This window comes from Paludibacterium sp. B53371, assembly GCF_018802765.1.
Classification (GTDB): Bacteria; Pseudomonadota; Gammaproteobacteria; order Burkholderiales; family Chromobacteriaceae; genus Paludibacterium.
The window spans coordinates 402,434-428,187 of record NZ_CP069163.1; the positions used below are offsets into that span (position 1 = coordinate 402,434).

20 protein-coding genes, 2 tRNA genes and 3 rRNA genes are annotated in these 25,754 nt (G+C 59.5%); 18 read left to right on the forward strand and 7 right to left on the reverse strand.

Annotated features, from left to right (window positions below):
- The first annotated feature begins 61 nt into the window (after nucleotides 1-61).
- From JNO51_RS01945 to JNO51_RS01975, 7 genes are all read left to right on the forward strand, one after another.
- Nucleotides 62-1,306, forward strand: coding sequence for a glycosyltransferase family 4 protein (locus tag JNO51_RS01945; protein ID WP_215780751.1), 1,245 nt, complete (start codon nucleotides 62-64; stop codon nucleotides 1,304-1,306).
- Complete coding sequence (locus JNO51_RS01950) at nucleotides 1,306-1,503, forward strand: DUF1737 domain-containing protein (protein ID WP_215782633.1); 198 nt, start codon at nucleotides 1,306-1,308, stop codon at nucleotides 1,501-1,503. Before JNO51_RS01945 ends, JNO51_RS01950 begins: the two co-directional genes overlap by 1 nt.
- 27 nt (nucleotides 1,504-1,530) lie before the next feature.
- Nucleotides 1,531-2,688 carry a DegT/DnrJ/EryC1/StrS aminotransferase family protein gene (locus JNO51_RS01955; protein ID WP_215780753.1) on the forward strand — a complete coding sequence of 386 codons (1,158 nt, stop codon included), beginning with the start codon at nucleotides 1,531-1,533 and terminating at the stop codon, nucleotides 2,686-2,688.
- A complete protein-coding gene (locus JNO51_RS01960) occupies nucleotides 2,688-3,320 on the forward strand; it encodes a sugar transferase (protein ID WP_215780755.1) in 633 nt (210 codons plus the stop codon). The genes JNO51_RS01955 and JNO51_RS01960 overlap by 1 nt, the downstream gene beginning before the upstream one ends.
- 5 nt (nucleotides 3,321-3,325) lie before the next feature.
- Nucleotides 3,326-5,212 (forward strand): nucleoside-diphosphate sugar epimerase/dehydratase, encoded by a 1,887-nt coding sequence (locus JNO51_RS01965; protein WP_215780757.1) that lies wholly within the window; start codon nucleotides 3,326-3,328, stop codon nucleotides 5,210-5,212.
- 77 nt (nucleotides 5,213-5,289) lie between these two features.
- Complete coding sequence (locus tag JNO51_RS01970; protein ID WP_215780759.1) at nucleotides 5,290-5,673, forward strand: hypothetical protein; 384 nt, start codon at nucleotides 5,290-5,292, stop codon at nucleotides 5,671-5,673.
- A 30-nt stretch (nucleotides 5,674-5,703) separates the two neighbouring features.
- On the forward strand, nucleotides 5,704-6,306 hold the full coding sequence (locus JNO51_RS01975; RefSeq protein WP_215780760.1) for a YdcF family protein: 603 nt from the start codon (nucleotides 5,704-5,706) through the stop codon (nucleotides 6,304-6,306).
- 47 nt (nucleotides 6,307-6,353) lie between these two features.
- On the opposite strand, the gene JNO51_RS01980 is transcribed toward JNO51_RS01975, so the two are convergent.
- Nucleotides 6,354-6,722, reverse strand: a complete 369-nt coding sequence (locus JNO51_RS01980; protein ID WP_215780761.1) for a YggL family protein — start codon at nucleotides 6,720-6,722, stop codon at nucleotides 6,354-6,356.
- A 72-nt stretch (nucleotides 6,723-6,794) separates the two neighbouring features.
- The gene (gene ubiD / locus JNO51_RS01985) at nucleotides 6,795-8,270 is read right to left on the reverse strand and encodes a 4-hydroxy-3-polyprenylbenzoate decarboxylase (RefSeq protein ID WP_215780762.1); all 1,476 of its coding nucleotides are present in this window, start codon (nucleotides 8,268-8,270) and stop codon (nucleotides 6,795-6,797) included.
- Nucleotides 8,271-8,414: 144 nt separating this feature from the next.
- On the opposite strand from ubiD, the gene JNO51_RS01990 reads away from it, so the two are divergent.
- Nucleotides 8,415-9,002: an OmpW family protein gene (locus JNO51_RS01990; protein ID WP_215780763.1), complete on the forward strand. Its 588-nt coding sequence runs from the start codon at nucleotides 8,415-8,417 to the stop codon at nucleotides 9,000-9,002.
- Nucleotides 9,003-9,043: 41 nt separating this feature from the next.
- Here JNO51_RS01990 and JNO51_RS01995 read toward each other — a convergent pair whose 3' ends face one another.
- Complete coding sequence (locus JNO51_RS01995) at nucleotides 9,044-9,682, reverse strand: pyrimidine 5'-nucleotidase (protein WP_215780764.1); 639 nt, start codon at nucleotides 9,680-9,682, stop codon at nucleotides 9,044-9,046.
- Between the two features lie 300 nt (nucleotides 9,683-9,982).
- On the opposite strand from JNO51_RS01995, the gene JNO51_RS02000 reads away from it, so the two are divergent.
- The 6 genes from JNO51_RS02000 (at nucleotide 9,983) to JNO51_RS02025 (ending at nucleotide 16,656) form a co-directional block, all read left to right on the forward strand.
- A 16S ribosomal RNA gene (locus JNO51_RS02000) occupies nucleotides 9,983-11,520 on the forward strand.
- A 75-nt stretch (nucleotides 11,521-11,595) separates the two neighbouring features.
- A tRNA-Ile gene (locus JNO51_RS02005) sits at nucleotides 11,596-11,672 on the forward strand.
- Nucleotides 11,673-11,695: 23 nt separating this feature from the next.
- Nucleotides 11,696-11,771, forward strand: a tRNA-Ala gene (locus JNO51_RS02010).
- Between the two features lie 226 nt (nucleotides 11,772-11,997).
- Nucleotides 11,998-14,888: ribosomal RNA gene (locus JNO51_RS02015) — 23S ribosomal RNA — on the forward strand.
- Nucleotides 14,889-14,963: 75 nt separating this feature from the next.
- Nucleotides 14,964-15,078 (forward strand): 5S ribosomal RNA (gene rrf, locus JNO51_RS02020).
- Together the 16S, 23S and 5S rRNA genes with 2 tRNA genes alongside form the textbook arrangement of a ribosomal RNA operon.
- A 138-nt stretch (nucleotides 15,079-15,216) precedes the next feature.
- Nucleotides 15,217-16,656 (forward strand): hypothetical protein, encoded by a 1,440-nt coding sequence (locus JNO51_RS02025; RefSeq protein WP_252346157.1) that lies wholly within the window; start codon nucleotides 15,217-15,219, stop codon nucleotides 16,654-16,656.
- A gap of 48 nt (nucleotides 16,657-16,704) precedes the next feature.
- Here JNO51_RS02025 and gabD read toward each other — a convergent pair whose 3' ends face one another.
- From gabD to JNO51_RS02040, 3 genes are all read right to left on the reverse strand, one after another.
- Nucleotides 16,705-18,165 (reverse strand): NADP-dependent succinate-semialdehyde dehydrogenase, encoded by a 1,461-nt coding sequence (gabD, locus tag JNO51_RS02030; RefSeq protein WP_252346158.1) that lies wholly within the window; start codon nucleotides 18,163-18,165, stop codon nucleotides 16,705-16,707.
- Nucleotides 18,166-18,179: 14 nt separating this feature from the next.
- Nucleotides 18,180-19,439, reverse strand: coding sequence for a 4-aminobutyrate--2-oxoglutarate transaminase (gene gabT / locus JNO51_RS02035; protein WP_215780765.1), 1,260 nt, complete (start codon nucleotides 19,437-19,439; stop codon nucleotides 18,180-18,182).
- A gap of 135 nt (nucleotides 19,440-19,574) precedes the next feature.
- Nucleotides 19,575-20,912: a TolC family outer membrane protein gene (locus tag JNO51_RS02040; protein ID WP_215780767.1), complete on the reverse strand. Its 1,338-nt coding sequence runs from the start codon at nucleotides 20,910-20,912 to the stop codon at nucleotides 19,575-19,577.
- A 163-nt stretch (nucleotides 20,913-21,075) separates the two neighbouring features.
- Between JNO51_RS02040 and argB the strand changes: the two genes are divergently transcribed.
- Together argB and JNO51_RS02050 are read left to right on the forward strand one after the other, a co-directional pair.
- The gene (argB, locus tag JNO51_RS02045; RefSeq protein WP_252346159.1) at nucleotides 21,076-21,945 is read left to right on the forward strand and encodes an acetylglutamate kinase; all 870 of its coding nucleotides are present in this window, start codon (nucleotides 21,076-21,078) and stop codon (nucleotides 21,943-21,945) included.
- Nucleotides 21,946-22,014: 69 nt separating this feature from the next.
- Nucleotides 22,015-22,449 carry a CBS domain-containing protein gene (locus JNO51_RS02050; RefSeq protein WP_215780770.1) on the forward strand — a complete coding sequence of 145 codons (435 nt, stop codon included), beginning with the start codon at nucleotides 22,015-22,017 and terminating at the stop codon, nucleotides 22,447-22,449.
- A 6-nt stretch (nucleotides 22,450-22,455) separates the two neighbouring features.
- Here the strand turns inward: JNO51_RS02050 and JNO51_RS02055 are convergent, their stop codons facing one another.
- Nucleotides 22,456-23,262 (reverse strand): IclR family transcriptional regulator, encoded by an 807-nt coding sequence (locus JNO51_RS02055; protein WP_215780772.1) that lies wholly within the window; start codon nucleotides 23,260-23,262, stop codon nucleotides 22,456-22,458.
- A gap of 90 nt (nucleotides 23,263-23,352) precedes the next feature.
- Between JNO51_RS02055 and JNO51_RS02060 the strand changes: the two genes are divergently transcribed.
- Both JNO51_RS02060 and JNO51_RS02065 read left to right on the forward strand, forming a co-directional pair.
- The gene (locus JNO51_RS02060; RefSeq protein ID WP_215780774.1) at nucleotides 23,353-24,540 is read left to right on the forward strand and encodes an acyl-CoA dehydrogenase; all 1,188 of its coding nucleotides are present in this window, start codon (nucleotides 23,353-23,355) and stop codon (nucleotides 24,538-24,540) included.
- A gap of 13 nt (nucleotides 24,541-24,553) precedes the next feature.
- Nucleotides 24,554-25,747: a CaiB/BaiF CoA-transferase family protein gene (locus tag JNO51_RS02065; protein ID WP_215780776.1), complete on the forward strand. Its 1,194-nt coding sequence runs from the start codon at nucleotides 24,554-24,556 to the stop codon at nucleotides 25,745-25,747.
- Nucleotides 25,748-25,754: the final 7 nt, after the last annotated feature.

Genomic DNA, 25,754 nt, shown 5'->3' on the forward strand with positions numbered 1-25,754 from the left:
GCTGCGGGCTGATGTGGTCGGCCTGCCCGGTTTCCGCAACAAGATTGGATTGATTCCGAACATGCGTATTCTTTATCTGAACCATTATGCCGGCTCGCCGAAACATGGCATGGAGTATCGGCCGTATTACCTGTCGCGCGAGTGGCTGAAGAGCGGGGACAAGGTCAATATCCTGGCCGCCAGTTATTCGCATCTGCGGCAAAACAACCCGAAGGATCTGCCGGGTCTGTTCGGCGAAGAAGAAATCGACGGCATCATTTACTCCTGGTACGCCACGCCCAAGTATTCGGGTAATGGTATCGGCCGGGTGCTGAATATTTTTGTCTATCTGTTCCAGGTCTGGAACATGAGCCGCTTCTTCGTCAACAAGTGGACGCCGGATGTGGTGATCGCTTCCAGTACGTATCCGCTGGATATTTACCCGGCACGGTTCATTGCCAAGCATGCCAAGGCCCGGCTGATTTTTGAGGTGCATGACCTGTGGCCGCTGACGCCGGTCGAGGTGGGCGGGATGTCGCCGCGTCACCCCTGGATCTGGTTGCTGCAGAAGGCGGAGAATTTTGCTTACCGCGTTTCTGATGCGGTGGTGTCGATGTTGCCTTGTGCCAAGGAGCACATGGTCGAGCACGGCATGGCGCCGGAGAAGTTCCACTATGTGCCGAACGGCATTGTGGTCTCGGAGTGGGAGAGTGCGACGCAGTCGCTGCCGGAGGTGCATCTGGCCAAGATCGAGCAGTTGAAGGCGCAAGGCCATTTCCTGGTCGGCTATGCGGGTGGCCATGGCCTGGCGAATGCTCTGCAGGAGCTGTTGAAGGCGGCTGACTGGCTGCGTGATGAGCCGGTGTCTTTTGTGCTGGTCGGCGATGGTCCGGACAAGCTGGCGCTGGAGCAGATGGCGCGCGAACTGGGCCTGGGCAATGTGCATTTCCTGCCGCCGGTGGCCAAGGCCGCGGTGCCGGCTTTGCTGGCTCATATGGATGCGTTGTTTATCGGCTGGCGCAAATTGCCGATCTATCGTTTCGGGATTAACCCGAACAAGTTGTTTGATTACATGATGTCGGCACGGCCGGTGATTCATTCGGTCGAGGCCGGTAATGACATTGTGCGCGAGGCGCAGGCCGGTTTGTCGGTGGCCGCCGAAGATCCGGCGGCGATTGCCGCGGCGGTGCGCCAGTTGATGGCGATGGACCCCGCCGAGCGTCAGCGCCTGGGCGAGAACGGCAAGCGCTATGTCCTCGACAATCATGATTACAGTGTGCTGGCCAAGCGCTTCCAGAAGTTGTTCAAGCGCAGCAAGGCTTCGTGATGAATCTTTATCGGGTGCTGACCGGACCGGATGATGCCACGTTTTGTCTGCGGGTGACGGAGGCGCTGAATGCTGGCTGGTTATTGCATGGCCCGCCGGCGCTGACGTTTAACGGTGAGCGGGTGATTGTCGCCCAGGCCATTACCAAGCAAGTGGACGGCGAGTGGACGCCGGAGATCAAATTAAGCGAGATGTGATCGCAATCGGGGATGACGGAAAGAATCATGAGCGAGAAATTTTTGCCTTTTGCCCTGCCGGAAATCGGTGAGGAAGAGATCAATGAAGTGGTGGATGCGCTGCGTTCGGGCTGGGTGACGACCGGACCGAAGACCAGGCAGTTCGAGGCGGATTTTGCGGCCTTCATCGGCGAGGATGTGGAGGCGATTGCCGTGAACTCGGCGACGTCCGGCCTGCATCTGGCGCTGGAAGCGGTGGGGGTCGGTCCGGGCGACGAGGTGATCGTGCCGACTTATACCTTTACCACGACGGCGGAAGTGGTGCGTTATCTGGGCGCGCATCCGGTGCTGGTGGATGTCGATCCGCAGACGCTGAATATTGATCCGCAGGCCATTCGTCGCGCCATTACCGACAAGACCCGGGCCATCGTGCCGGTGCATTTTGCCGGTCTGGCCTGCGAGATGGACGAGATCATCGCCATTGCCCGCGAGCATGGCCTCAAGGTGGTGGAGGATGCCGCGCATTCTCTGCCGACCAGCTATAAGGGCAAGCTGATTGGCACGCTGGATACGGATGCCACGGTGTTCAGCTTTTATGCCAACAAAACCATGACGACCGGTGAGGGCGGCATGGTGGTTTCGAAGCATCCGGAGCTGATCAAGCGTTGCAAGGTCATGCGCCTGCACGGGATCAGTCGTGATGCCTTTGATCGCTATACCTCGAAGGCGCCGGCCTGGTTCTATGAGGTGATTGAGCCCGGTTTCAAGTACAACATGCCGGATATTTCGGCGGCGATCGGCATTCACCAGCTGAAGAAGCTGCGCCGTTTCCACCTGGCGCGCATGGATATGGCCGAGCGTTACGATATTGAGCTGGCCGAGCTGCCGCTGATTCTGCCGGCCAAGCCGCTGGCCGGTGATGCCCATGCCTGGCATCTGTATCCGGTCCGCCTGAAGCCGGAGGCGGGCATCGAGCGTGGCGAGTTCATCCAGCGCATGGCCGATCTGGGCATCGGTTGCTCGGTGCATTTCATCCCCTTGCATCTGCATCCGGTCTGGCGCGACAGCTACCAGCTGACGCCGGCGCAGTTCCCGAATGCGCAGAAGGCGTATGAGGGTGAGGTGTCCCTGCCGCTGTATACCCGCATGACGGATGAAGATCAGACGCGGGTGATTGCGGCTATTCGCCAGATTCTGGGTGCCTGATGACGTCTGTTGCCGGATGCGGCGCGCCTGGCTCGGATCGGGTCAAGCGCGCTTTTGACTTGCTGGCGGCCGGAACCGGCCTGCTGCTGTTGTCGCCTGTCTTGCTGCTGCTGGCGCTGTGGATCCGGCTGGATTCGCCGGGGCCGGTGTTTTTCCGCCAGGAGCGGGTCGGACGCTACGGTGTGCCGTTCCGTATCCACAAGTTCCGTACCATGCGGGTGGATGCCGAGCGGCATGGCCAGTTGACGGTCGGCGCGGATGGTCGGGTGACCCGTGCCGGACGCCTGTTGCGCAAAACCAAGCTGGACGAGTTGCCGCAACTGCTTGATGTGGTGTCTGGGCGCATGAGTCTGGTCGGTCCCCGCCCGGAGGTGCCGCGTTATGTGGCCTGCTATCCGGCGCCTCTGCGCGACAAGGTGCTGGCCTTGCGTCCCGGCATTACGGACTGGGCGTCGATCCGCATGATTGATGAAAACGAGATCCTGGGCGCTGCCGAAGATCCGGAGCGGGCGTATATCGAACAGGTGCTGCCGGAGAAACTGGCCTATTATGCGAGCTACGCCGACACCCATACCTTGCCTGGCGACATTCGCATCATTCTTGCCACCTTGCTGAAGATCGTCTCACGTTGACTGCCATGCTGGAAAAAATGCTTTCGTTTTCGCGCCACAACAAGATGGTGCTGCTGATGTTGATGGATGCCATCCTGCTGCCGCTGGCTTTATGGAGTGCGGTGGTGCTGCGGCTGGGTGGCAGCTGGGATCCGAAGCTGAATCCTTTTCTGTGGATTTTCTTTGTCCCGCCTTTCTGGGTGATTCCGATTTTCATCCATCTCGGCTTGTACCGGGCGGTGCTCAAGTATCTGGACGACAAGATCGTCTACACGGTGTTCAGCGGGGTGACCCTGGCCGTGCTGGTGCTCACGGCGGTGATTGCCCTGTCTGGCATGCATCCGTTTCCGCGTTCCTCGATCATTATTTTCTGGGTGTTCGCCATGGCTTATCTTGGCGGCAGCCGTTTTCTGCTGCGCGGCCTGGTGCGCCGGATCGATGCGGTGGATGCTCCGCGCGAGCATGTCATCATCTATGGTGCCGGCCGGGCGGGTGTGCAGCTGATGCTGGCCTTGCAGGCGGGCCGGGAATACCGGCCGATGGCTTTTGTCGATGACAATCCTTCGTTGTGGCGCCGGACTTTCCGCGGTGTCGCGGTGCATGGTCCGCAGGAGCTGCCGATCCTGATCAAGGAGACGTCGTCCAAGCTGATTTTGCTGGCCTTGCCTTCGGTCAGTCGCTCGCGGCAGCGCGAGATTCTGGAGAGTCTCGAGTCGCTGCGCGTGCCGATCAAGCGGTTGCCGGGGATGGCGGATCTGGTGTCGGGCGAGGTGCGGGTTGAAGAGCTCAAGGAGGTTGATATTGAGGATTTGCTCGGTCGGGAGCCGGTGCCGCCTCGTCGCGAGTTGATGTCGGCCAATATCGAAGATCGGGTGGTGATGGTGACCGGTGCCGGTGGCTCGATCGGCTCGGAGCTGGTGCGGCAGATTGTCCAGTGTCGCCCGCGGTTGCTGGTCTTGTTCGAGCTGTCGGAATACAACCTGTATGCGATTGACCACGAGCTGTCGGTCATGGCGCCGAACTGTCCGCGTGTGGCCTTGCTGGGGTCGGTCGGTGATGCCGCGCGCATGCGTCAGGTGATGCAGGCTTTCCAGGTCGAGACGGTCTATCATGCGGCGGCCTACAAGCATGTGCCGATGGTCGAGCATAATCCGGTCTCCGGCATCCTCAACAATGCCTTCGGGACCGACACGGCCGCCCAGGCCGCGGAAGATTGCGGGGTCGATACCTTTGTGCTGATCTCCACGGACAAGGCGGTGCGTCCGACCAATGTCATGGGGGCGACCAAACGCCTGGCCGAGCTGGTGTTGCAGGCTCGTCATGCGCGTGGCAGCCGCACTCGTTTTGTCATGGTGCGTTTCGGTAATGTTCTCGGTTCGTCCGGTTCGGTGGTGCCCTTGTTCAAGCGTCAGATCAAGCAGGGTGGGCCGGTGACGGTGACGCATCCCGACATCACGCGCTATTTCATGACCATTCCCGAAGCGGCGCAGCTGGTGATTCAGGCCGGGGCCATGGGGCAGGGGGGGGATGTGTTCGTGCTGGATATGGGGCAACCGGTGCGGATTGCCGATCTGGCGCGCCGCATGATCCATTTGTCCGGGCTGGAGGTGAAGGATGCCAACCGGCCGCATGGTGATATCGAGATCCGTTTCAGTGGCCTGCGTCCGGGGGAGAAGCTCTATGAAGAGCTGCTGATCGGCGACAATGTGCTGGATACCGAGCATGAGCGCATCATGCGGGCCCAGGAGTCGCTGATTGCCGAGCCGGCGTTGCGTGCCTTGCTGGATCGCCTGCAGGCAGCTTGCCACGAACTGGATGCTGTTTCGGCTTTCGAGCTGATGAAGTCGGTGGTGCAGGAATTCAATGCCGCGCCCAGTACGCAGGACTGGGTGGTCAAGGCCACCCGCGAGTGAGCCTGATGTAACGCGGGCTTGTATCTCCCGCTGGTCGGACTAAACTCCCATTGTGCGGTGCACAATGGGAGTTTGTCATGATGGATCCCCCCGTGCCGGTGAGTGTCTGGCCCGCGCTGGTCTCGCTTCATGTCAGTCACTGGCGTTGCCAGCAGGTTTTCTGCCGTTCCCAATTTTTCTTTGGCGCCACCACGCTGTCCGGCGCTGCTCCGCTGTCTGACAAGTGTCGGCGGTTGCAGCGGCGCTGGCTGGCGGACTGGCTGGCGCTGTTGCATGGCCTGGTCGATGCGCAGGAGCCTGTGCTTGCGCATTGCATTCGATCCGACTCGGTTTGGCAGCCTTATCTGGTGGCCTGGAGTGAGAATCACCGGCTTGGGAAGGATTGTCTGGTGCGTGTCGGGCAGCAATGTTTGACGGAAGGCCTGACCGGATGTGCCGCCAATGCGCCCATACCGTTATAATAACGTGTTAATTGGCACAATGAGTCGAGCATGCATTATTGGTGGTTGGTGCTCAAAGGTGTGCTGCTGGCCTTTTTCCTGGTGCTGGTCGGAATGGGGGCGGTCGCATGGAGCATCGTGAGTTATGGAGAGCCCCCGGATTATCCGGCCAGGGCTGACGCCGCTTTGGTGCTCGGCGCCGCGGCCTGGGGCGACAAACCTTCCCCGGTGTTTCGCGAGCGGATTCGCCACGCCGTTGAACTGTATAAGGCCGGTCAGGTGCACTGGATCGTGTTTACCGGCGGAACCCCGGTGCCGGGCTATCCGTCCGAGGCGGATGTCGGCCGGGACTATGCGCTGAAGGCCGGTGTGCCGATGACGGTCATGCTGGCCGAGCCGGATTCGCGCACGACCTGGGAAAATCTGCAAAATGCCAAGAAGCTGGCGGAGCCGTTCGGTATTCATACCTATCTGCTGGTCAGTGATCCCTGGCACATGCGTCGCGCGGTACTGATGGCGCGTGATCTCGGGCTGGCGGCGTCGCCCTCGCCGACGCGTTCAACCCGTTTCCGCACGCTGTCTGCGCGGATTGCCTTCTTGTCGCGGGAAACCTGGCTGTACGTCGGATACCGTATTTTCCGTACGGTGTCGTGATGTTTCGGGCAAGAAAAAAGCCGCTAAAAGCGGCTTTTTTTTGGCGCTCAGGCTTCGTGCCAGATGTCGAACAGACCGCTGGCCTGCAGGTCCTTGACTTCCGGGCGGGCCTTGAGCCAGTCCAGCAGCCCGGTTCGAATCGCCTCGGTGACCAGATTGCCGGCGACCGGAAAGACGACCCCTTCCATGGCGCCGCGGGCATCAAACTGACCGCCAAAGCTGACACCATGGCGGTCCACTTCGCCCAGCCAGGCATCCAGCAGGGCATCCTGCGCGGCCACCTCCAGTCCGGCATCAATCGAAGCCTTCAGGCTGAAGCCCAGTTCGCGGAATTCGCCGACGCGCAGTTTTTTGCGCAGGCGCGGGCTCATGCGTTTTACATGGCTGGCCAGTGCGGGGTTACGTGCCGTTCGCATTGTTGACTCCTAATCGATATTGTTGCGCCGAATCATACCAGTGATCGGTGGCGCCGGGGGCTTGGCAGCGCCTTACAGTCCGAGCTCATCCCACATCGCATCGACGCGTTGTTTGACGGTCGGGTCCATGACGATGGGGGTGCCCCATTCGCGGCTGGTTTCTCCCGGCATCTTGTTGGTGGCATCCAGTCCCATTTTGCCGCCCAGTCCGGAGATCGGGCTGGCAAAGTCGAGGTAGTCGATCGGGGTGTTTTCTACCAGCATGGTGTCGCGCACCGGATCCATGCGGGTGGTAATGGCCCAGATGACTTCTTTCCAGTCGCGGGTGTTGACGTCGTCGTCCACCACGACGATGAACTTGGTGTACATGAACTGACGCAGGAAGCTCCAGCAGCCCATCATCACCCGCCGCGCATGGCCGGGGTATTGTTTCTTGATGCTCACCACGGCCATGCGGTAGCTGCAGCCTTCGGGCGGCAGATAGAAGTCGACAATTTCGGGAAACTGCTTCTGCAGGATGGGGACGAAGACTTCATTCAGCGCCACGCCCAGAACGGCCGGCTCATCTGGTGGTTTGCCGGTGTAGGTGCTGTGGTAGATGGGGTTTTCCCGCATGGTGATGCGGTCGATGGTAAAGACCGGGAACTGGTCCTGTTCGTTGTAATAGCCGGTATGGTCGCCATAGGGGCCTTCCAGCGCCATGTCATCGGGATGAATGTGGCCTTCCAGCACGATTTCGGCCCGGGCCGGGACGCGCAGCTCGGAGCCGATGCAGCGCGTCAGCTCGGTGCGGCTGCCGCGTAGCAGACCGGCGAACTGATACTCCGACAAGGTGTCGGGAACCGGGGTGACGGCGCCGAGAATGGTCGCCGGGTCACAGCCGAGCACCACGGCGACCGGGAAGGGCTGCCCGGGGTTGGCCAGGCGGAACTCGCGGTAATCCAGTGCCCCGCCGCGGTGGGCGAGCCAGCGCATGATGACGCGGTTCTTGCCGATGACCTGCTGGCGGTAAATGCCGAGATTCTGGCGTTTTTTGTTTGGGCCCTGGGTGACGGTCAGCCCCCAGGTGATCAGCGGTGCGACGTCGCCGGGCCAGCAATGCTGGATGGGTAGTCTGGACAGGTCGACCTGGTCGCCTTCCCAGACAATCTGCTGGCAGGGGGCTTTGCTGATTTCTTTCGGCGCCATGCTCAGGACCTGTTTGAGCATAGGCAGCTTGTCCCAGGCATCACGCCAGCCGCGTGGTGGTTCTGGCTCTTTCAGATAGGCCAGCAACTGCCCGATCTCGCGCAAGGCACTGACATGGCTGGCCCCCATCCCCATGGCAACGCGTTCAGGCGTGCCGAACAAATTGGCCAGCACCGGGTAGTCATATTGCTGATCCCCCGTCTGAGGCCGTTCGAACAGCAGGGCGGGTCCGGCGGATTTGAGGACTCTGTCGCCAATCTCGGTCATCTCGAGGTGCGGTGACACTGGCCGACTGATGCGGCGTAATTCCCCTTGTTGTTCGAGTTGTGCAACAAAATCACGTAGATCGGTGTATTTCATGACGCTCTCATGATCTAGAACAAAGTCTTCTGTTATGACGTTCACTACATTTTGTCATGAACGCTACGCGGCCCGTTATGGTGCAAATCAATTCAATATGCGTGGCGGGGTATCCAATTATTGTATTCCAGGAGAAATCATAAAATGAGAAAGATCGCTTTTGTTGCCGTGGCCGGCCTGCTCTCTGCTTCCGCTTTTGCTGACCAAGGCGATATTCTGGCTCGCTTCCGCGTGATTGATGTTAGCCCGCAAACCTCCAGCACTGGTTATTTGTCTGCCAATAGTGCCAAGGTAAAGAACGACGTTGTGCCCGAGCTGGATTTCACTTATATGATCACCAATAACATTGGTGCTGAGCTGATCCTGGGGACTTCCCGCCATGAGGTAGATCTCAATGGGTCGAGCATCGGCAAGGTCAGCGTCCTGCCGCCGACCCTGACGCTGCAATATCATTTCAATCCGCAAGGTACGATTCGCCCGTATGTCGGTGCCGGTGTGAACTATACCCGTTTCTACGATAACGGCCTGAATGCCGGCATTAACGTCAAGCAAAATAGCTGGGGCGGTGCGCTGCAAGTGGGTACTGACATTGCCATCAACAAAGACTGGTTCGTCAACCTGGATGTCAAGAAGCTCTACATCAAGACCGATGTGGACCTGAACGGCACCCCGCTGGGTACGCTGACCATCAACCCGTGGGTCTACGGTGTGGGTATCGGTACCAAGTTCTGATCGGACGTCGTCAGAAAAAAGCGCACCCAGGTGCGCTTTTTTTACGCCTGCAGCCAGGTCAGACGCGGCAGGTCGCGTATCGAGCTGATGCGATAGTCGACATAGACGGGGCGGCGCGGGGTGGGGGTGATCCAGACCGTGCGCATGCCGAGTGATTTGGCCGTGAGCAGATTGGGCAAGCTGTCTTCCACCATGATGCAGGTCGCCGGGTTGAGCCGCTCGCGTGCGCAGACGGTGATGAAGGGGCGGGCATGGGGCTTGGGCAGATAGCCGACGCGTTCGACACCATAGAGGGCGTCGAACAGGCGATCGATGCCCATACGGCGGGTGACTTGCTCGACATAGGTCTGTGGGCCATTGGAGAGCAGGATTTTGCGTCCGGGCAGTGCGGCCAGCAAGGTGCCGACGTGGGCATCCCATTTCATCAGCGGTAGCAGGGCTGCGACGGGATGGGTTTCGCGCAGGAAGAGATCCGGGTCGATGCCGTGGTGTCGGTGCATGCCGCGCATGGTGGCGCCATAGCGGGTGTAATAGCGGTGGCGCAGCGCATGGGCGGCAGCTTCATCAAGGCCGAGCTGGCGCATGATGTAATCGGTCATGCTGCGGTTGATCCAGGGGAAAATGCCGTGGTCGGCGTTGTGCAGGGTATTGTCGAGGTCGAAAATCCAGGTGGGGTGCAAACTGTTGCTCCGATATAAGGTTCTGATAGAGGGTAGCGGCAAGACGACGCTTTCGACAAGGATGTTCCCTGCGGGGGTTAAGGTTTTTCTGAAAATGGGGGTTGACGCCGGATTTTTCCGTCTGTATAGTTCGCCTTCTCCGCTGCAGCAACAACGCAGCACTGCTCTTTAACAAAACGAACAACCGATAGGTGTGAGTGCCGGGAGAGACCGACACTTGCACTGCAAGAGACAGAAAAAAACCTTACGGGGTTCTTTTGAAGTCCTTGCGTGCCAGATAGTACGAAAAGCATAGAGATTGAACTGAAGAGTTTGATCCTGGCTCAGATTGAACGCTGGCGGCATGCTTTACACATGCAAGTCGAACGGCAGCACGGGAGCTTGCTCCTGGTGGCGAGTGGCGAACGGGTGAGTAATGCGTCGGAACGTGCCGAGTAATGGGGGATAACGCAGCGAAAGTTGTGCTAATACCGCATACGCTCTGAGGAGGAAAGCGGGGGACCTTCGGGCCTCGCGTTATTCGAGCGGCCGACGTCTGATTAGCTAGTTGGTGGGGTAAAGGCCCACCAAGGCGACGATCAGTAGCGGGTCTGAGAGGATGATCCGCCACACTGGGACTGAGACACGGCCCAGACTCCTACGGGAGGCAGCAGTGGGGAATTTTGGACAATGGGGGCAACCCTGATCCAGCCATGCCGCGTGTCTGAAGAAGGCCTTCGGGTTGTAAAGGACTTTTGTCAGGGAGCAAATCCTGCTTGTGAATAATGAGCGGGGATGAGAGTACCTGAAGAATAAGCACCGGCTAACTACGTGCCAGCAGCCGCGGTAATACGTAGGGTGCAAGCGTTAATCGGAATTACTGGGCGTAAAGCGTGCGCAGGCGGTTTTGCAAGTCTGATGTGAAAGCCCCGGGCTTAACCTGGGAACGGCATTGGAGACTGCAAGGCTAGAGTGCGTCAGAGGGGGGTAGAATTCCACGTGTAGCAGTGAAATGCGTAGAGATGTGGAGGAATACCGATGGCGAAGGCAGCCCCCTGGGATGACACTGACGCTCATGCACGAAAGCGTGGGGAGCAAACAGGATTAGATACCCTGGTAGTCCACGCCCTAAACGATGTCAACTAGCTGTTGGGGGTTTGAATCCTTGGTAGCGTAGCTAACGCGAGAAGTTGACCGCCTGGGGAGTACGGCCGCAAGGTTAAAACTCAAAGGAATTGACGGGGACCCGCACAAGCGGTGGATGATGTGGATTAATTCGATGCAACGCGAAAAACCTTACCTGCTCTTGACATGTACCGAAGCCCGAAGAGATTTGGGTGTGCCCGAAAGGGAGCGGTAACACAGGTGCTGCATGGCTGTCGTCAGCTCGTGTCGTGAGATGTTGGGTTAAGTCCCGCAACGAGCGCAACCCTTGTCATTAGTTGCCATCATTAAGTTGGGCACTCTAATGAGACTGCCGGTGACAAACCGGAGGAAGGTGGGGATGACGTCAAGTCCTCATGGCCCTTATGAGCAGGGCTTCACACGTCATACAATGGTCGGTACAGAGGGTCGCGAAGCCGCGAGGTGGAGCCAATCTCAAAAAACCGATCGTAGTCCGGATCGCACTCTGCAACTCGAGTGCGTGAAGTCGGAATCGCTAGTAATCGCAGATCAGCATGCTGCGGTGAATACGTTCCCGGGTCTTGTACACACCGCCCGTCACACCATGGGAGTGGGGGATACCAGAAGTGGGTAGGCTAACCGCAAGGAGGCCGCTTACCACGGTATGCTTCATGACTGGGGTGAAGTCGTAACAAGGTAGCCGTAGGGGAACCTGCGGCTGGATCACCTCCTTTCTAGAGAAAGTCGATCCTGGTACTCACAGCCTATCGGTTGTTCAAAGCGCAAAGTCGCATGCAATGACTATCTGGGGGTTTGTAGCTCAGCCGGTTAGAGCACCGTCTTGATAAGGCGGGGGTCGTTGGTTCGAGTCCAACCAGACCCACCAATCCTGCATGTGACCGTTCAAATGGGGGCATAGCTCAGTTGGGAGAGCGCCAGCTTTGCAAGCTGGATGTCGTCGGTTCGATCCCGTCTGCCTCCACCACCCCACTCTTAATGACAATCAGAAGGCTTTCAAGCAGAGCCTTGTGATTGGCGTTAATTGTTTAGCGCACTGATCTTTAACAAACTGAAGAAGCCGAATACAAAATTGATTCTGAGCCAGGATGGTTTCATCCTCGTTTGGATTCAACTTTGGGTAATTGTATGTATCGACGTTTTGCCGGTAGAGGTATCGGCAAGGCGAGTGCGCAAGGCCCTTGAAATGATAGGGTCAAGCGAGTAAGTGCATCTGGTGGATGCCTTGGCGATCATAGGCGATGAAGGACGTGTAAGCCTGCGAAAAGCGCGGGGGAGCTGGCAATAGAGCTTTGATCCCGCGATGTCCGAATGGGGAAACCCGGCCCTTAGGGGTCACTCCCACCTGAACACATAGGGTGGGTAGAGCGAACGCGGAGAACTGAAACATCTAAGTACCCGCAGGAAAAGAAATCAACCGAGATTCCGTGAGTAGTGGTGAGCGAAAATGGAAGAGCCTGTACGTTTTAGCCGTTGAGTTAGTGGAAGAGTCTGGAAAGGCTCGCCATAGTGGGTGATAGCCCCGTACACGAAAACTGAATGGTGGCACTGAGCGTACGACAAGTAGGGCGGGACACGAGAAATCCTGTCTGAAGATGGGGGGACCATCCTCCAAGGCTAAATACTCATGATCGACCGATAGTGAACCAGTACCGTGAGGGAAAGGCGAAAAGAACCCCGGGAGGGGAGTGAAATAGAACCTGAAACCGGATGCATACAAACAGTGGGAGCCTCGCAAGGGGTGACTGCGTACCTTTTGTATAATGGGTCAGCGACTTACGTTCAGTAGCGAGCTTAACCGAATAGGGGAGGCGTAGCGAAAGCGAGTCCGAATAGGGCGCTTCAGTTGCTGGGCGTAGACCCGAAACCGAGTGATCTATCCATGGCCAGGATGAAGGTGCGGTAACACGCACTGGAGGTCCGAACCCACTAATGTTGCAAAATTAGGGGATGAGCTGTGGATAGGGGTGAAAGGCTAAACAAACTCGGAGATAGCTGGTTCTCCCCGAAAACTATTTAGGTAGTGCCTCATGTATCACTTCCGGGGGTAAAGCACTGTTATGGCTAGGGGGTCATTGCGACTTACCAACCCATGGCAAACTCTGAATACCGGAAAGTGCAAGCATGGGAGACAGACGGTGGGTGCTAACGTCCATCGTCAAGAGGGAAACAACCCAGACCGCCAGCTAAGGTCCCAAATGATCAGTTAAGTGGTAAACGAAGTGGGAAGGCCCAGACAGCCAGGATGTTGGCTTAGAAGCAGCCATCATTTAAAGAAAGCGTAATAGCTCACTGGTCGAGTCGTCCTGCGCGGAAGATGTAACGGGGCTCAAACTGATAACCGAAGCTGCGGATTTGCACGCGAGTGCAAGTGGTAGGGGAGCGTTCTGTAGGTCTGTGAAGGTGTGTCGAAAGGCATGCTGGAGATATCAGAAGTGCGAATGCTGACATGAGTAGCGATAAAGCGGGTGAAAAGCCCGCTCACCGAAAGCCCAAGGTTTCCTACGCAACGTTCATCGGCGTAGGGTGAGTCGGCCCCTAAGGCGAGGCAGAAATGCGTAGTCGATGGGAAACTGGTTAACATTCCAGTACTTTCATACAGTGCGATGGGGGGACGGAGAAGGTTAGGTCAGCCAACTGTTGGAATAGTTGGTTCAAGCTGGTAGGCGGGACACGCAGGCAAATCCACGTGTTCGTTAACGCCGAGAAGTGATAACGAGGGTCTACGGACCTGAAGTGACTGATACCCTGCTTCCAGGAAAAGCCTCTAAGCTTCAGCTGTATGAGAACCGTACCGCAAACCGACACAGGTGGGCAGGAAGAAAATTCTAAGGTGCTTGAGAGAACTCAGGAGAAGGAACTCGGCAAATTGATACCGTAACTTCGGGAGAAGGTATGCCTCTTAGGGTGTAGGACTTCGCGTCCGAAGCTTTGAGAGGTCGCAGAGAATCGGTGGCTGCGACTGTTTATCAAAAACACAGCACTGTGCCAACACGAAAGTGGACGTATACGGTGTGACGCCTGCCCGGTGCCGGAAGGTTAAGTGATGGGGTGCAAGCTCTTGATCGAAGCCCCGGTAAACGGCGGCCGTAACTATAACGGTCCTAAGGTAGCGAAATTCCTTGTCGGGTAAGTTCCGACCCGCACGAATGGCGTAACGATGGCCACACTGTCTCCTCCTGAGACTCAGCGAAGTTGAAATGTTTGTGAAGATGCAATCTACCCGCTGCTAGACGGAAAGACCCCGTGAACCTTTACTGTAGCTTTGCATGGGACTTTGAACAGACTTGTGTAGGATAGGTGGGAGGCTATGAAGCGTGAACGCTAGTTTGCGTGGAGCCGTCCTTGAAATACCACCCTGGTGTGTTTGAGGTTCTAACCTAGGTCCGTGATCCGGATCGGGGACAGTGCATGGTAGGCAGTTTGACTGGGGCGGTCTCCTCCCAAAGTGTAACGGAGGAGTTCGAAGGTCACCTAGGTACGGTCGGAAATCGTGCTGATAGTGCAATGGCAAAAGGTGGCTTAACTGCGAGACCGACAAGTCGAGCAGGTGCGAAAGCAGGACATAGTGATCCGGTGGTTCTGAATGGAAGGGCCATCGCTCAACGGATAAAAGGTACTCCGGGGATAACAGGCTGATTCCGCCCAAGAGTTCACATCGACGGCGGAGTTTGGCACCTCGATGTCGGCTCATCACATCCTGGGGCTGTAGCCGGTCCCAAGGGTATGGCTGTTCGCCATTTAAAGTGGTACGCGAGCTGGGTTCAAAACGTCGTGAGACAGTTTGGTCCCTATCTGCAGTGGGCGTTGGAAGTTTGACGGGGGCTGCTCCTAGTACGAGAGGACCGGAGTGGACGAACCTCTGGTGTACCGGTTGTCACGCCAGTGGCATCGCCGGGTAGCTAAGTTCGGAAGAGATAACCGCTGAAAGCATCTAAGCGGGAAACTCGCCTGAAGATGAGACTTCCCTGAGGGCTAGACCCTCCTGAAGAGTCGTTCGAGACCAGGACGTTGATAGGTCGGGTGTGGAAGCGCTGTGAGGCGTGAAGCTAACCGATACTAATGGCTCGTGAGGCTTGATCCTATCATTTGATGGGCTTTGTGCCCGATACATACGAATTCAAACCAAACGGCTTCTGCAGTTTGTAGACAGTTTATGTCTGGCGGCCATAGCGAGGTGGTCCCACGCCTTCCCATCCCGAACAGGACCGTGAAACGCCTTAGCGCCGATGATAGTGCGGCATTCGCCGTGTGAAAGTAGGACACTGCCAGACTCCCCATGCAAAGCCCAGACCGACAGGTCTGGGCTTTTTGCTTTGTGGCCGTACCAGGACTCGTGCCCGGCTATGCCGTGATCAACGAGGCCGATTTCAGGCTACAATTCACCGTTAGCCAGTATTGAATGTGATGGAATGATGAAGCCGCACCCCCGCAATGCCCGTATCAAGGGTTCGGCCTTGCGCCCGAACCGCTTCATTTTCGGTGATGCCATGGATGAGCAGGGCCTGGAGCCTTGCGAATATGTGGTTCATACCGAGTCGCCTGCTTTTGTCTGCCGTCTGGTCGGCTATGATGTCACGCCGTTTGATGGTCGTGATCAGGATGCCTTCGCCAGCGCCTTGCTGTTTGATGAGGGCGACAATGCCACGATTTATGTCTGCAATCCGGGTTTTCGTCTGTTCGATTTCAATTTTCATGACACCACGCCGACGGCCGCAGAGCTGCATGCCATTTGTGATGAGGCCATGAAGATCTATCTGCAGCTGCAGGAACATCGCGAGCGTGAGGCGACCATGCCGGCGCGCGAGATGCGTGCCTATCCGATCAAGCCTTTATTGCCTGCCGCGCGTTCGGCTGCGGTCAAGGCTTTGCAGGCCATGGCGCTGGAGGCCTGCGAACGGCCGATGAGCAAGCTGCAATTGAGTGGCCTGGTGCAGCAGACCCTGGCGCAGGATGATCAGGCGGTCATGACCGAAGCGCAGCTCGGCTTGCTGACGCAGCCGCAGGCGCGTGATTTATTGCTGGCGACGGCGCGTGACTGTATCGCCTTCCCCGAGGTGGTGCGCAAGGATGGCTCTATTCTGTCGTTCGAGCTGTGGGCATTGCCTTTTGCTTTTTCCCGCGCGCAGGGTGGGGCGTGGTGGCATTTCCCCATGATGGAGCGGGTGGAGCCGGTTCTGGCCGATGCGCTCGGGCTGCCGGAAAAGAAAATCCTGTGGATGTCGCCGACCTGTTTCACCGTCGAGATGCTCAATGAGCGCAGCTGCCAGGATCTGGTGCATCTGGCGCCGGTGATGGATCTGGGGTGTGACTATGCGCCGGTGAATCCGGAGGATGCGCGTGCGACTTACGAAGCCGCTCGCCAGACGCAGGATCCGCGACTGATGCTGGCGTTTATTCCCTTCCTGGTGGAGCGTGGTGCGCTGCCGCCAGATCAGGCTCGTCGACATGCTCGCAAGGCGCTGGATGCGGTGATGCCGCTGGTGCAGGAGGCGATCGGTCGGGAAATGGAGTATGGCGAAGCCGAGTTGTTTGCGCCCATGCCCTGGTGGGAGGCTTTGGCCAGCGGGATTGGCAGTGTCAATCGCAAGCGGCTGGGGCTGACGCTGGCCCTGTGTGGCGCGCAATTGGGCGGGCTGAAGGCGCTGCATGCGGAAGCCGAGTATCAGCCGGAGCATCTGTCTTATGAGGTGTTGCTGCGCGAGAGCGGACGTGAAGAGGTGGTTGCGCGTCTGCCCTGGCTGCTGGTGCCGGATGTGGCGCCGGACCGCAGTCGCGCCCTGGATGATCTGACTTATTGCTTGCGCGAGGCCGGTGTGCCGCTGGCCGAGCGTATCTCGCGGCTGCACTGAGCGCGTGGTCCAAAGAAGAAAAGCCGGCTTGCGCCGGCTTTTTTGTCTTTAGCGGTCAATGCCGCCGAGACACAGGTATTTGATTTCCAGATAATCCTCGATGCCGTATTTCGATCCCTCTCGGCCCAGTCCGGACTGTTTGACGCCGCCAAACGGTGCGGTTTCGTTGGAGAGGATGCCGGTGTTGACGGCGACCATGCCATACTCGAGTCCTTCGCCGACACGGAAGATGCGGCCCAGATCTCGCGAGTAGAAGTAGCTGGCCAGCCCGAACTCCGTATCATTGGCCAGTTGGATGGCTTCTTCCTCGGTCTTGAAGCGGAAGATCGGTGCCAGCGGTCCGAAGGTTTCTTCGCGCGCCACCTTCATTTCGCTTGTCACGCCGGTCACCACGGTCGGCTCGAAGAAGTTGCCTCCCAGTGCATGGCGTTTGCCGCCCAGCACCAGACGTCCGCCCTTGCCGAGGGCATCGGCGACATGCTCTTCCACTTTGCTGATCGCCTTGTCGTCGATCAGCGGTCCCTGGTTCACGCCTGCCTCCAGGCCATTGCCGACATTCAGCTTGGCGACGGCGGCGACAAATTTCTCGACGAAGGCATCGTGTACAGCATCCTGCACGTAGATACGGTTGGCGCAAACGCAGGTCTGGCCGGCATTGCGGTATTTGGAAATCATGGCCCCTTCGACTGCCGCATCCAGGTCGGCATCATCGAAGACGATGAAGGGCGCATTGCCGCCCAATTCCATCGAGACTTTCTTGACGGTTTCTGCGCACTGGGCAATCAACTTGCGGCCCACTTCCGTCGAGCCGGTGAAGCTGAATTTGCGCACCGCGTCGGCACCGGTCAGCACGCCGCCGATTTCGCTCGATCCGCCGGTCAGTACCGAGAAGACGCCGGCCGGGATACCGGCGCGTTCGGCCAGGACGGCGATGGCCAGGGCGGACAGCGGGGTCTGGCTGGCCGGGCGGACCACCATCGGGCAGCCGGCGGCGAGTGCCGGTGCTGCCTTGCGGGTGATCATGGCATTGGGGAAGTTCCACGGTGTGATGGCCGCGGTGACGCCGATCGGTTCCTTGAGTACCAGGATGCGTTTGTCGCCCTGGCTGGTCGGAATGGTGTCGCCATAGACGCGCTTGGCTTCTTCGGCATACCACTCGATATAGGAGGCGCCATAGGCGATCTCGCCTTTGGCTTCGGCCAGCGGTTTGCCCTGCTCGGCGGTCAGGATGGTGGCCAGGTCTTCCTGGTTGGCCATCATCAGGTCATACCAGCGGCGCAGGATGGCCGCGCGTTCTTTGGCGGTCTTTTTCTTCCACAGCGGGAAAGCTTTTTCTGCCGCCGCAACGGCGCGTTCCGCTTCGCATTTGCCCATTTTCGGCACCGTGGCGAGGCGTTCGCCGGTTGCCGGATTGGTCACTTCGATGGTGGCGCCGTTATCGGCATCCTGCCATTCGCCATTGATATAGCACTGCTGGCGCAGCAGGCTCGGATCTTTCAGATTCAGCATGCGATGACTCCCTGTCAGGCCTTGAGTGCTTGTTCGAGAATGCCGAGTGCTTCATTGAATACGGTGTCTTCAATGGTCAGCGGGAACAGGAAGCGCACCACGTTGGCATAAGTCCCGCAGGTCAGCAGGATCAGGCCGCGCTTCAGCGCTTCGGCCTGTACCTTCTTGGTGAAGTCGACATCGGCCTCGTGGGTGCCCGGTTTCATGAACTCGACCGCTACCATGCCTCCCAGGCCGCGCACGTCGGCAATCTGCGGTACCGCCTGTTTCAGGCTGCGCAGCTTTTCCTGCAGCAGGGCGCCCAGCTGGGCCGAACGTGCCACCAGGTTTTCTTCTTCGATGACTTCCAGGACGGCTTCGGCTGCGGCCAGGGCCAGCGGGTTGCCGGCATAGGTACCGCCCAGGCCGCCAGGTGCCGGTGCATCCATCAGTTCGGCGCGACCGACCACGGCCGCCAGCGGGAATCCGCCGGCCAGGCTCTTGGCCAGGGTGGTCAGGTCGGCGCTGACGCCGTAATGTTCCATGGCAAACAGCTTGCCGGTGCGGGCAAAGCCTGCCTGGACTTCATCGGCAATCAGCAGGATGCCGTGCTGGTCACAGAGGCTGCGCAGGCGTTGTACGAAGTCGGCCGGTGCCGGGTAGAACCCCCCCTCGCCCTGAACCGGTTCGAAGATGATGGCGGCCACGCGGGCCGGATCGACGTCGTACTTGAACAGTTTCTCAACGCCGGCCAGGGCATCATCCACGCTGACGCCATGCAGGGCGTTCGGATAGGGGGCGTGATAGATGTCGGACGGGAACGGGCCAAAGCCGACCTTGTAGGGAACGACCTTGCCGGTCAATGCCATGCCCAGCAGGGTGCGGCCATGGAAGGCGCCACCGAAGGCAATCACGGCCGGACGGCCGGTCGCGGCTCGGGCGATCTTGACGGCGTTTTCAACGGCTTCGGCACCGGTGGTGAAGAAGGCGGTTTTCTTGGCGCCGGCACCCGGTGCGCGCTGATTGATTTTTTCTGCCAGCGAGATATAGGACTCGTAGGGCACCACCTGATAGCAGGTGTGGCTGAACTGTTGCAGCTGCTTGCTGACGGCAGCCTGCACCTTGGGATGCAGATGGCCGGTGTTCAGTACGCCGATACCGCCGGCGAAGTCGATGTAGCGCTTGCCTTCCGTGGTCCACAGTTCGGCATTTTTGGCATGATCGATAAAGAAATCGCACATGACCCCGACTCCGCGCGGGGTAGCCTGCGCCTTGCGCTTCAGCAAATCCGACATCTGGTTCTCCTCTGTAGGCAGTGCCCTGTAATGGATTATCTGATTCTAATAACCCGTTTAGCAAAAAGCTACAGAGGGATGAATAAATTAAACACGTGTTGCGCGCCAAGCACATGCTGCATGGCAGCAGCATGATCAGCGGGCGCTGTGTTGCAGTGCCTGGTTGACGTCGGCCAGCATGGTTTCATCCAGTGTACCGGCGGCTTGCGCCAGCTGCAGGCGGGCATTCAGATAGCGATAGCGGGCGCTGGCCAGGTCTTTCAGGACTGTGCTGTAGTCTTGCTGGGCCTTGAGCAGGTCGAGATTGGTGCGGATCCCCACTTCGCGGCCCAGCTGGGTCGAATCGAGCTTGCTTTTGGTTGAGCGCAGGCGTTGCTGCTGGGCGCGGATGGCGGCAATGCCGTTGGTGACGCCGAGCCAGGCGCGGCGGACCTCTTCGCGTACCAGCCGGCGGGTGTTTTCCAGCTCGTCGCGGGCGCTGTCGCGCAGGGCGACCGCTTCGCTGACCTGGGCGCGGATGCCGCCGCCCGAATACAGCGGCACGGTGATATTGATGCCGATCGTGCTGCCGCGGGTGCGGGCCTGACCGCCGAGGGTGCTGGCCGGGTCGTTGGTGATGTTGTCCTGGTAGCCGGCGGTCAGCTGTACCACGGGCAGGTGTCCGGCGCGTTTTTCAGCCAGTGTCTGTTCGGCCAGTTCCAGCGCCTGCTGCTTGCTGATGATTTTCGGACTGTTGCGCTGGGCCATGGCCAGCCAGTCCTCCAGACTGTCCGGTTGCGGCCGCTGCAGCGGGAAACTGTCGGCCAGGGGGCGGATTTCTTGCGGCCGCAGTCCGGTCAGGCGTGCCAGGGTATTGCTGTTGAGCTCCAGGTCGCTCTGGGCCTGAATCTCATCGGCGACTGCACCATCGTAGCCGGCTTGTGCCTCGTTGGTATCGGTAATGGTGGCTGTACCGATGTCGAATTCGGTTTTTGCCTGGGCCAGCTGGCTGGCATAAGCGCGCTTGGCGATTTCGGTGGCGGCCAGATTGTCCTGTGCCTGCAACACGCTGAAGTAGGCCGCCGCGACGTCAACCATCAGTTGCTGGCCGGCGCTGTCGTAGGTGCTCCCGGCCTGGGCCTGATTGATCTGGCCCTTGCGGTAATTGGCCAGTCTGGCCGCGTCGAATAATGGCTGGGTCAGGTTGACGCCGTAGCCGTGGGTGACGCCGCCAGGCTCGCTGCCGCCCGCGGTGGCGGCGTGGATTGGCTTGTTCTGGCTGTAGTTGCCGCTCAGGCTGAGCTGGGGCAGCAACAGGGCTCGGCCCTGGTCGCCCTGTGCCTGGCCGGCGCGCCAGTTGGCGCCTGCCGCCGCATAGCCGCTGTCATATTGACGGGCTGCCTGCCAGGCTTGCAGCAGGTCGAACGCCTGAGCTGTCGCCGCCAGGCTGCCCGACAGCAGGATGGCGGCCAGGATGGGGACGGGTCTGTTCACGGTGCGATCCGGTTCTGTGGCCCGGCTGGCGCAGTTCGCCAGTCAGGCTGGTGGGGGACAAGGCAAGGATTGTACCGCGCAGCGAGCAGATTAGGCATAAGGGCAGCACAAGTGCCGGCAAGCCGGTAAGATGACAGGAAGATAAGAAATAAAGGAGCAACGCGTGACGATTCAAGCTGCAGAGAAGGCTGGGGTGCTGGCCGAAGCCATGCCGTTCATCCGCCAGCTGGCGGGCAAGACCATCGTGGTCAAGTACGGTGGCAACGCCATGACAGATGATGCTCTCAAGGCGGATTTCGCCCGGGATGTGGTCTTGCTGCGCCAGCTGGGTCTGAATCCGGTGGTGGTGCACGGGGGCGGGCCGCAGATTAATGACATGCTGGCGCGCGTCGGCAAGCAGGGTGAGTTTGTCCAGGGGATGCGGGTCACCGATGCCGAGACCATGAGCGTGGTGGAAATGGTGCTGGGCGGGCAGGTCAACAAGGAGATTGTCTCGCTGATCAATCAGCACGGGGGGCGGGCGGTGGGGCTGACTGGCAAGGATGGCCATTGCATCCGCGCCCACAAGCTGACCTTGCAGGACGAGCAGGGCCAGCCGGTGGATATCGGGCAGGTGGGGGAGGTCAGTGCCATCGACCCGACGCTGATCGATCTCCTGGCCCGTTCCGGTTTCATTCCGGTGATTGCCCCGATCGGTGTCGGTGAGCGGGGCGAGGCCTACAATATCAATGCCGATCTGGTGGCGGGCAGTCTGGCGCAGAGCCTGCAGGCAGAGAAGTTGATGCTGCTGACCAATACCCCGGGTGTGCTGGACAAGCAGGGGGCTTTGCTGACCACGCTGTCCGGGGCGCGCATTCAGGCGCTGATGGCCGACGGGACGCTGTACGGGGGGATGATTCCCAAGGTCAGTTCGGCGCTGGAAGCGGCCAGCAGCGGGGTGGGGGCCGTGCATATCATTGATGGCCGGGTGCCGCATGCCTTGTTGCTGGAGCTGCTGACCGACAGTCCTCTTGGCACCATGATCCATGCATAATGACATTCGTTCTCATTGATCTATAGTGATGTCACGACCCGTGTAATCACGACAACAATGGGGGATGACATGCATACGGTACGACAGCTGCTCAATGAGAAATCGCATCGCTCGCTGATCACGGTCAGCCCCGATTCAACGGTCTATCAGGCGCTTCAGGTGATGGCCGATCAGGATGTCGGCGCGGTGCTGGTGATGGAGATGGGCGATGTGGTGGGCATTTTTTCCGAGCGCGACTATGCCCGCCGCATCGTGTTGCAGGGCCGTACTTCGGTGACGACGCCGGTGCGCGAAATCATGACCAGCCGCGTGGTTTATGTGAAGCCGGAAAATACCCTGCAGGAGTGCATGGCGCTCATGACCGAGCGCCATATTCGCCACCTGCCGGTGCTGGAGGACGATCTGGTGGTCGGCATGCTGTCGATTGGCGACCTGGTGCGTGCCACCATCGCCGAGCAGCAATTCTTTATTGATCAGCTGGTGCAGTACATCCAGACCGCCTGATCTCCCTCATCCCGTTGTGCGCGGCAGGATCTGGTCGCGCAACGCCAAGAGTGCCGGGCCGATGCGCCCGGCCATGTCCTGCGGTGTGAAGGCAAAGGCCGGGCCACTGGCATTCAGGCACATGGCGCCTTGCCCCGGCCCCAGTGGCGGCAGGGCGACACCGACTGCCATCACATCCGGCTCGAACTCTCCGAATGACGAACAAAACCCTTGTTGCTGGTACTGTGCGCAGGCTGCCTGCAAGCGGGCTGCATGGGATGGCCATTCCTCGCCGTAGCGGCTGGCCAGCAGCGTGTTGAGCCGCAGCTGTTCTGACGACGGCAGGCCGGCGTAGCAGGCCCGCCCGATGGCGGTGGTGGCCAGCGGCACGCGCGAACCCACGCTCAGTTGCACCGAGACGCGTGCCTGGCTGCGGCAGGTTTCCAGATAGACGATATCGGTGCCATCCAGCAGGCCGAGACTGGCCGAGATGGTATGCGAGAGCGAGAAGTCGCGCAGCAGGGGCGCCATGACACGGCGAATGTCGAAGCTGCCCAGCAGGCTGCCGGCCAGCGAGATGGCGGCCAGCCCCGGGCGGTAGCCGCCCTGTTCGGCATCCTGGGCCAGATAGCCGAGCCGCGTCAGCGTGTAGCTGAGGCGCGACACCGTCGATTTGGGCAGGCCGGTGCGCGCAGCCAGTTGCTGATTGGACAGTGTTCCTTCGCCCGGGCGGAAGGCCGCGAGCACTTCCAGCCCTCGTGCCAGCGCGGTGACAAAGTGGCGATCCTGCGCCGGGTCGTAGTCGGATGCTTCGACAAGCCTTTGATTTGACATAAATCGCTTTACAAGTCCATGTGGGGGTTGCTAGGCTTATTTTGCACAGTAAAACATAATTCTGCAATGCAGAACAAAAGGAGAATCCAGATGGCCCAATCCACCCAGCGTCCGGCCTTTGCCTGGGACGATGCCTTGCTGCTGAATGAGCAACTGACCGATGACGAGCGCATGGTGCTCGATACGGCGCGCGCCTACTGCCAGGATCAACTGATGCCGCGTGTGCTGACGGCCAATCGCGAGGAGCGCTTTGACCGGGAGATTATGTCGGAGATGGGTGAGCTGGGCCTGCTGGGCTGCACCATCGATGGCTATGGCTGTGCCGGTCTGTCGCATGTGGCCTATGGCCTGGTGGCGCGCGAGGTGGAGCGGGTGGATTCCGGCTACCGTTCGGCCATGAGTGTGCAGTCTTCGCTGGTGATGCATCCGATCTGGGCTTACGGCAGCGAGGCGCAGAAGGATAAGTATTTGCCGCGGCTGGCCACGGGTGAGCTGGTCGGCTGCTTCGGTCTGACCGAGCCGGATGCCGGCTCGGATCCGGGCAGCATGAAGACCCGGGCGCGCAAGGTCGAGGGTGGCTATGTGCTCAAGGGCAGCAAGATGTGGATTACCAACAGCCCGATTGCCGATGTCTGTGTGGTCTGGGCCAAGGATGATGAAGGCGAGATCCGCGGCTTTATTCTCGAGCGTGGCATGAAGGGGCTGTCGATGCCGAAGATTCACGGCAAGTTCAGCCTGCGTGCCTCGATCACCGGGGAAATCGTCATGGATGACGTGCTGGTACCGGAGGATGCCCTGCTGCCGGGGGTGAAGGGGCTGAAGGGGCCGTTTGGCTGTCTGAACAAGGCACGTTATGGCATTGCCTGGGGCAGCATGGGGGCGGCTGAGTTCTGCTGGCATGCCGCCCGTCAGTACACGCTGGACCGTCAGCAGTTTGGCCGTCCGCTGGCGGCGACCCAATTGGTCCAGCTCAAGCTGGCCAATATGCAGACGGAAATCAGCCTCGGGCTGCAGGCGGCATTGCGGGTCGGCCGACTGCTCGACGAAGGTCGGGCGGCACCGGAAATGATCTCGCTGATCAAGCGCAATAACTGTGGCAAGGCGCTGGACATCGCCCGCGTGGCGCGCGACATGCACGGTGGCAACGGCATTGCCGATGAGTTCCACGTCATCCGCCATGTGATGAACCTCGAGGCGGTCAATACCTATGAGGGGACGCACGATGTGCATGCGCTGATTCTGGGGCGTGCCCAGACGGGTATCCAGGCTTTCGGCTGAGCGGGAGATGACCATGGCAGGCGCACTGGAAGGGATCAAGGTGCTGGATTTGTCGCGCGTGCTGGCCGGCCCGTGGGCAGGCCAGTTGCTGGCCGATCTGGGGGCCGATGTCATCAAGATTGAACGTCCCGGCACGGGCGACGACACGCGGCAGTGGGCGCCGCCGGCGCTGGAGGATGGTACGGCGGCGTATTTTCTCTGTACCAATCGCGGCAAACGTTCGCTGACGGTGGATATCGCCACGGCAGAAGGTCAGGAGATCGTCCGGCGCCTGGCCTGCGATGCCGATGTGCTGCTGGAAAACTACAAGGTCGGCGGGCTGGCCAAATATGGTCTGGATTACGCCAGTCTGTCGCAGCTGAATCCGCGGCTGGTGTATTGCTCGATCACCGGGTTTGGTCAGGATGGACCCTATAGCGAACTGCCGGGCTATGACTACATTCTGCAGGGCATGTCGGGGCTGATGAGCATTACCGGTCCCGCCGATGGTGAGCCCCACAAGGTGGGCGTCGCCGTCACTGATGTCTTTACCGGCTTGTATGCCGCCAATGCCGTGACGGCGGCGCTGCTGGCGCGCGAGCGCAGCGGGCAGGGCCAGTATATCGACATGGCGCTGTTCGACTGTGCCGTTGCCATGCTGGCCAACGTCAATTCAAACTGGCTGGTCGGCGGCAAGGTGCCGCCGCGGCTGGGCAATGCGCACGCCAACATCGTGCCGTATCAGGTGTTTGCCTGTGGTGACGGCGGGCATTTCATCCTGGCCTGCGGCAATGATCGCCAGTTTGCCGCGCTGTGCCAGCTGCTCGGTCATGCAGAGTGGGCGAGCGATGAACGCTTTGCCAGTAACCCGCAACGGGTCAGGCATCGCGATGTGCTGATCCCGCTGCTGGCGGCCGAGTTCGCCCGGCGCGGGCGAGACGCCTGGCTGGCCGACCTCGATCGTATCGGCGTACCGGGCGGGCCGATCAATACCATCGATGAGGCCTTTGCCGATCCCCAGCTGAAACACCGTGGTCTGGAGATTCATCTGCGTGATGAACGGGGACAGGATGTGCCCATGGTCGGCTGTCCGATCAAGCTCTCGGGCACGCCCGTCAGCTATACCCGCGTTCCGCCGAAGTTGGGGGAACATACCGATGCCATTTTGAGCGAACTGGGTTATGACGCTGTTTCCATCGCACAACTCAGAGGCAAAGGCTCCATTTAAACGTTTG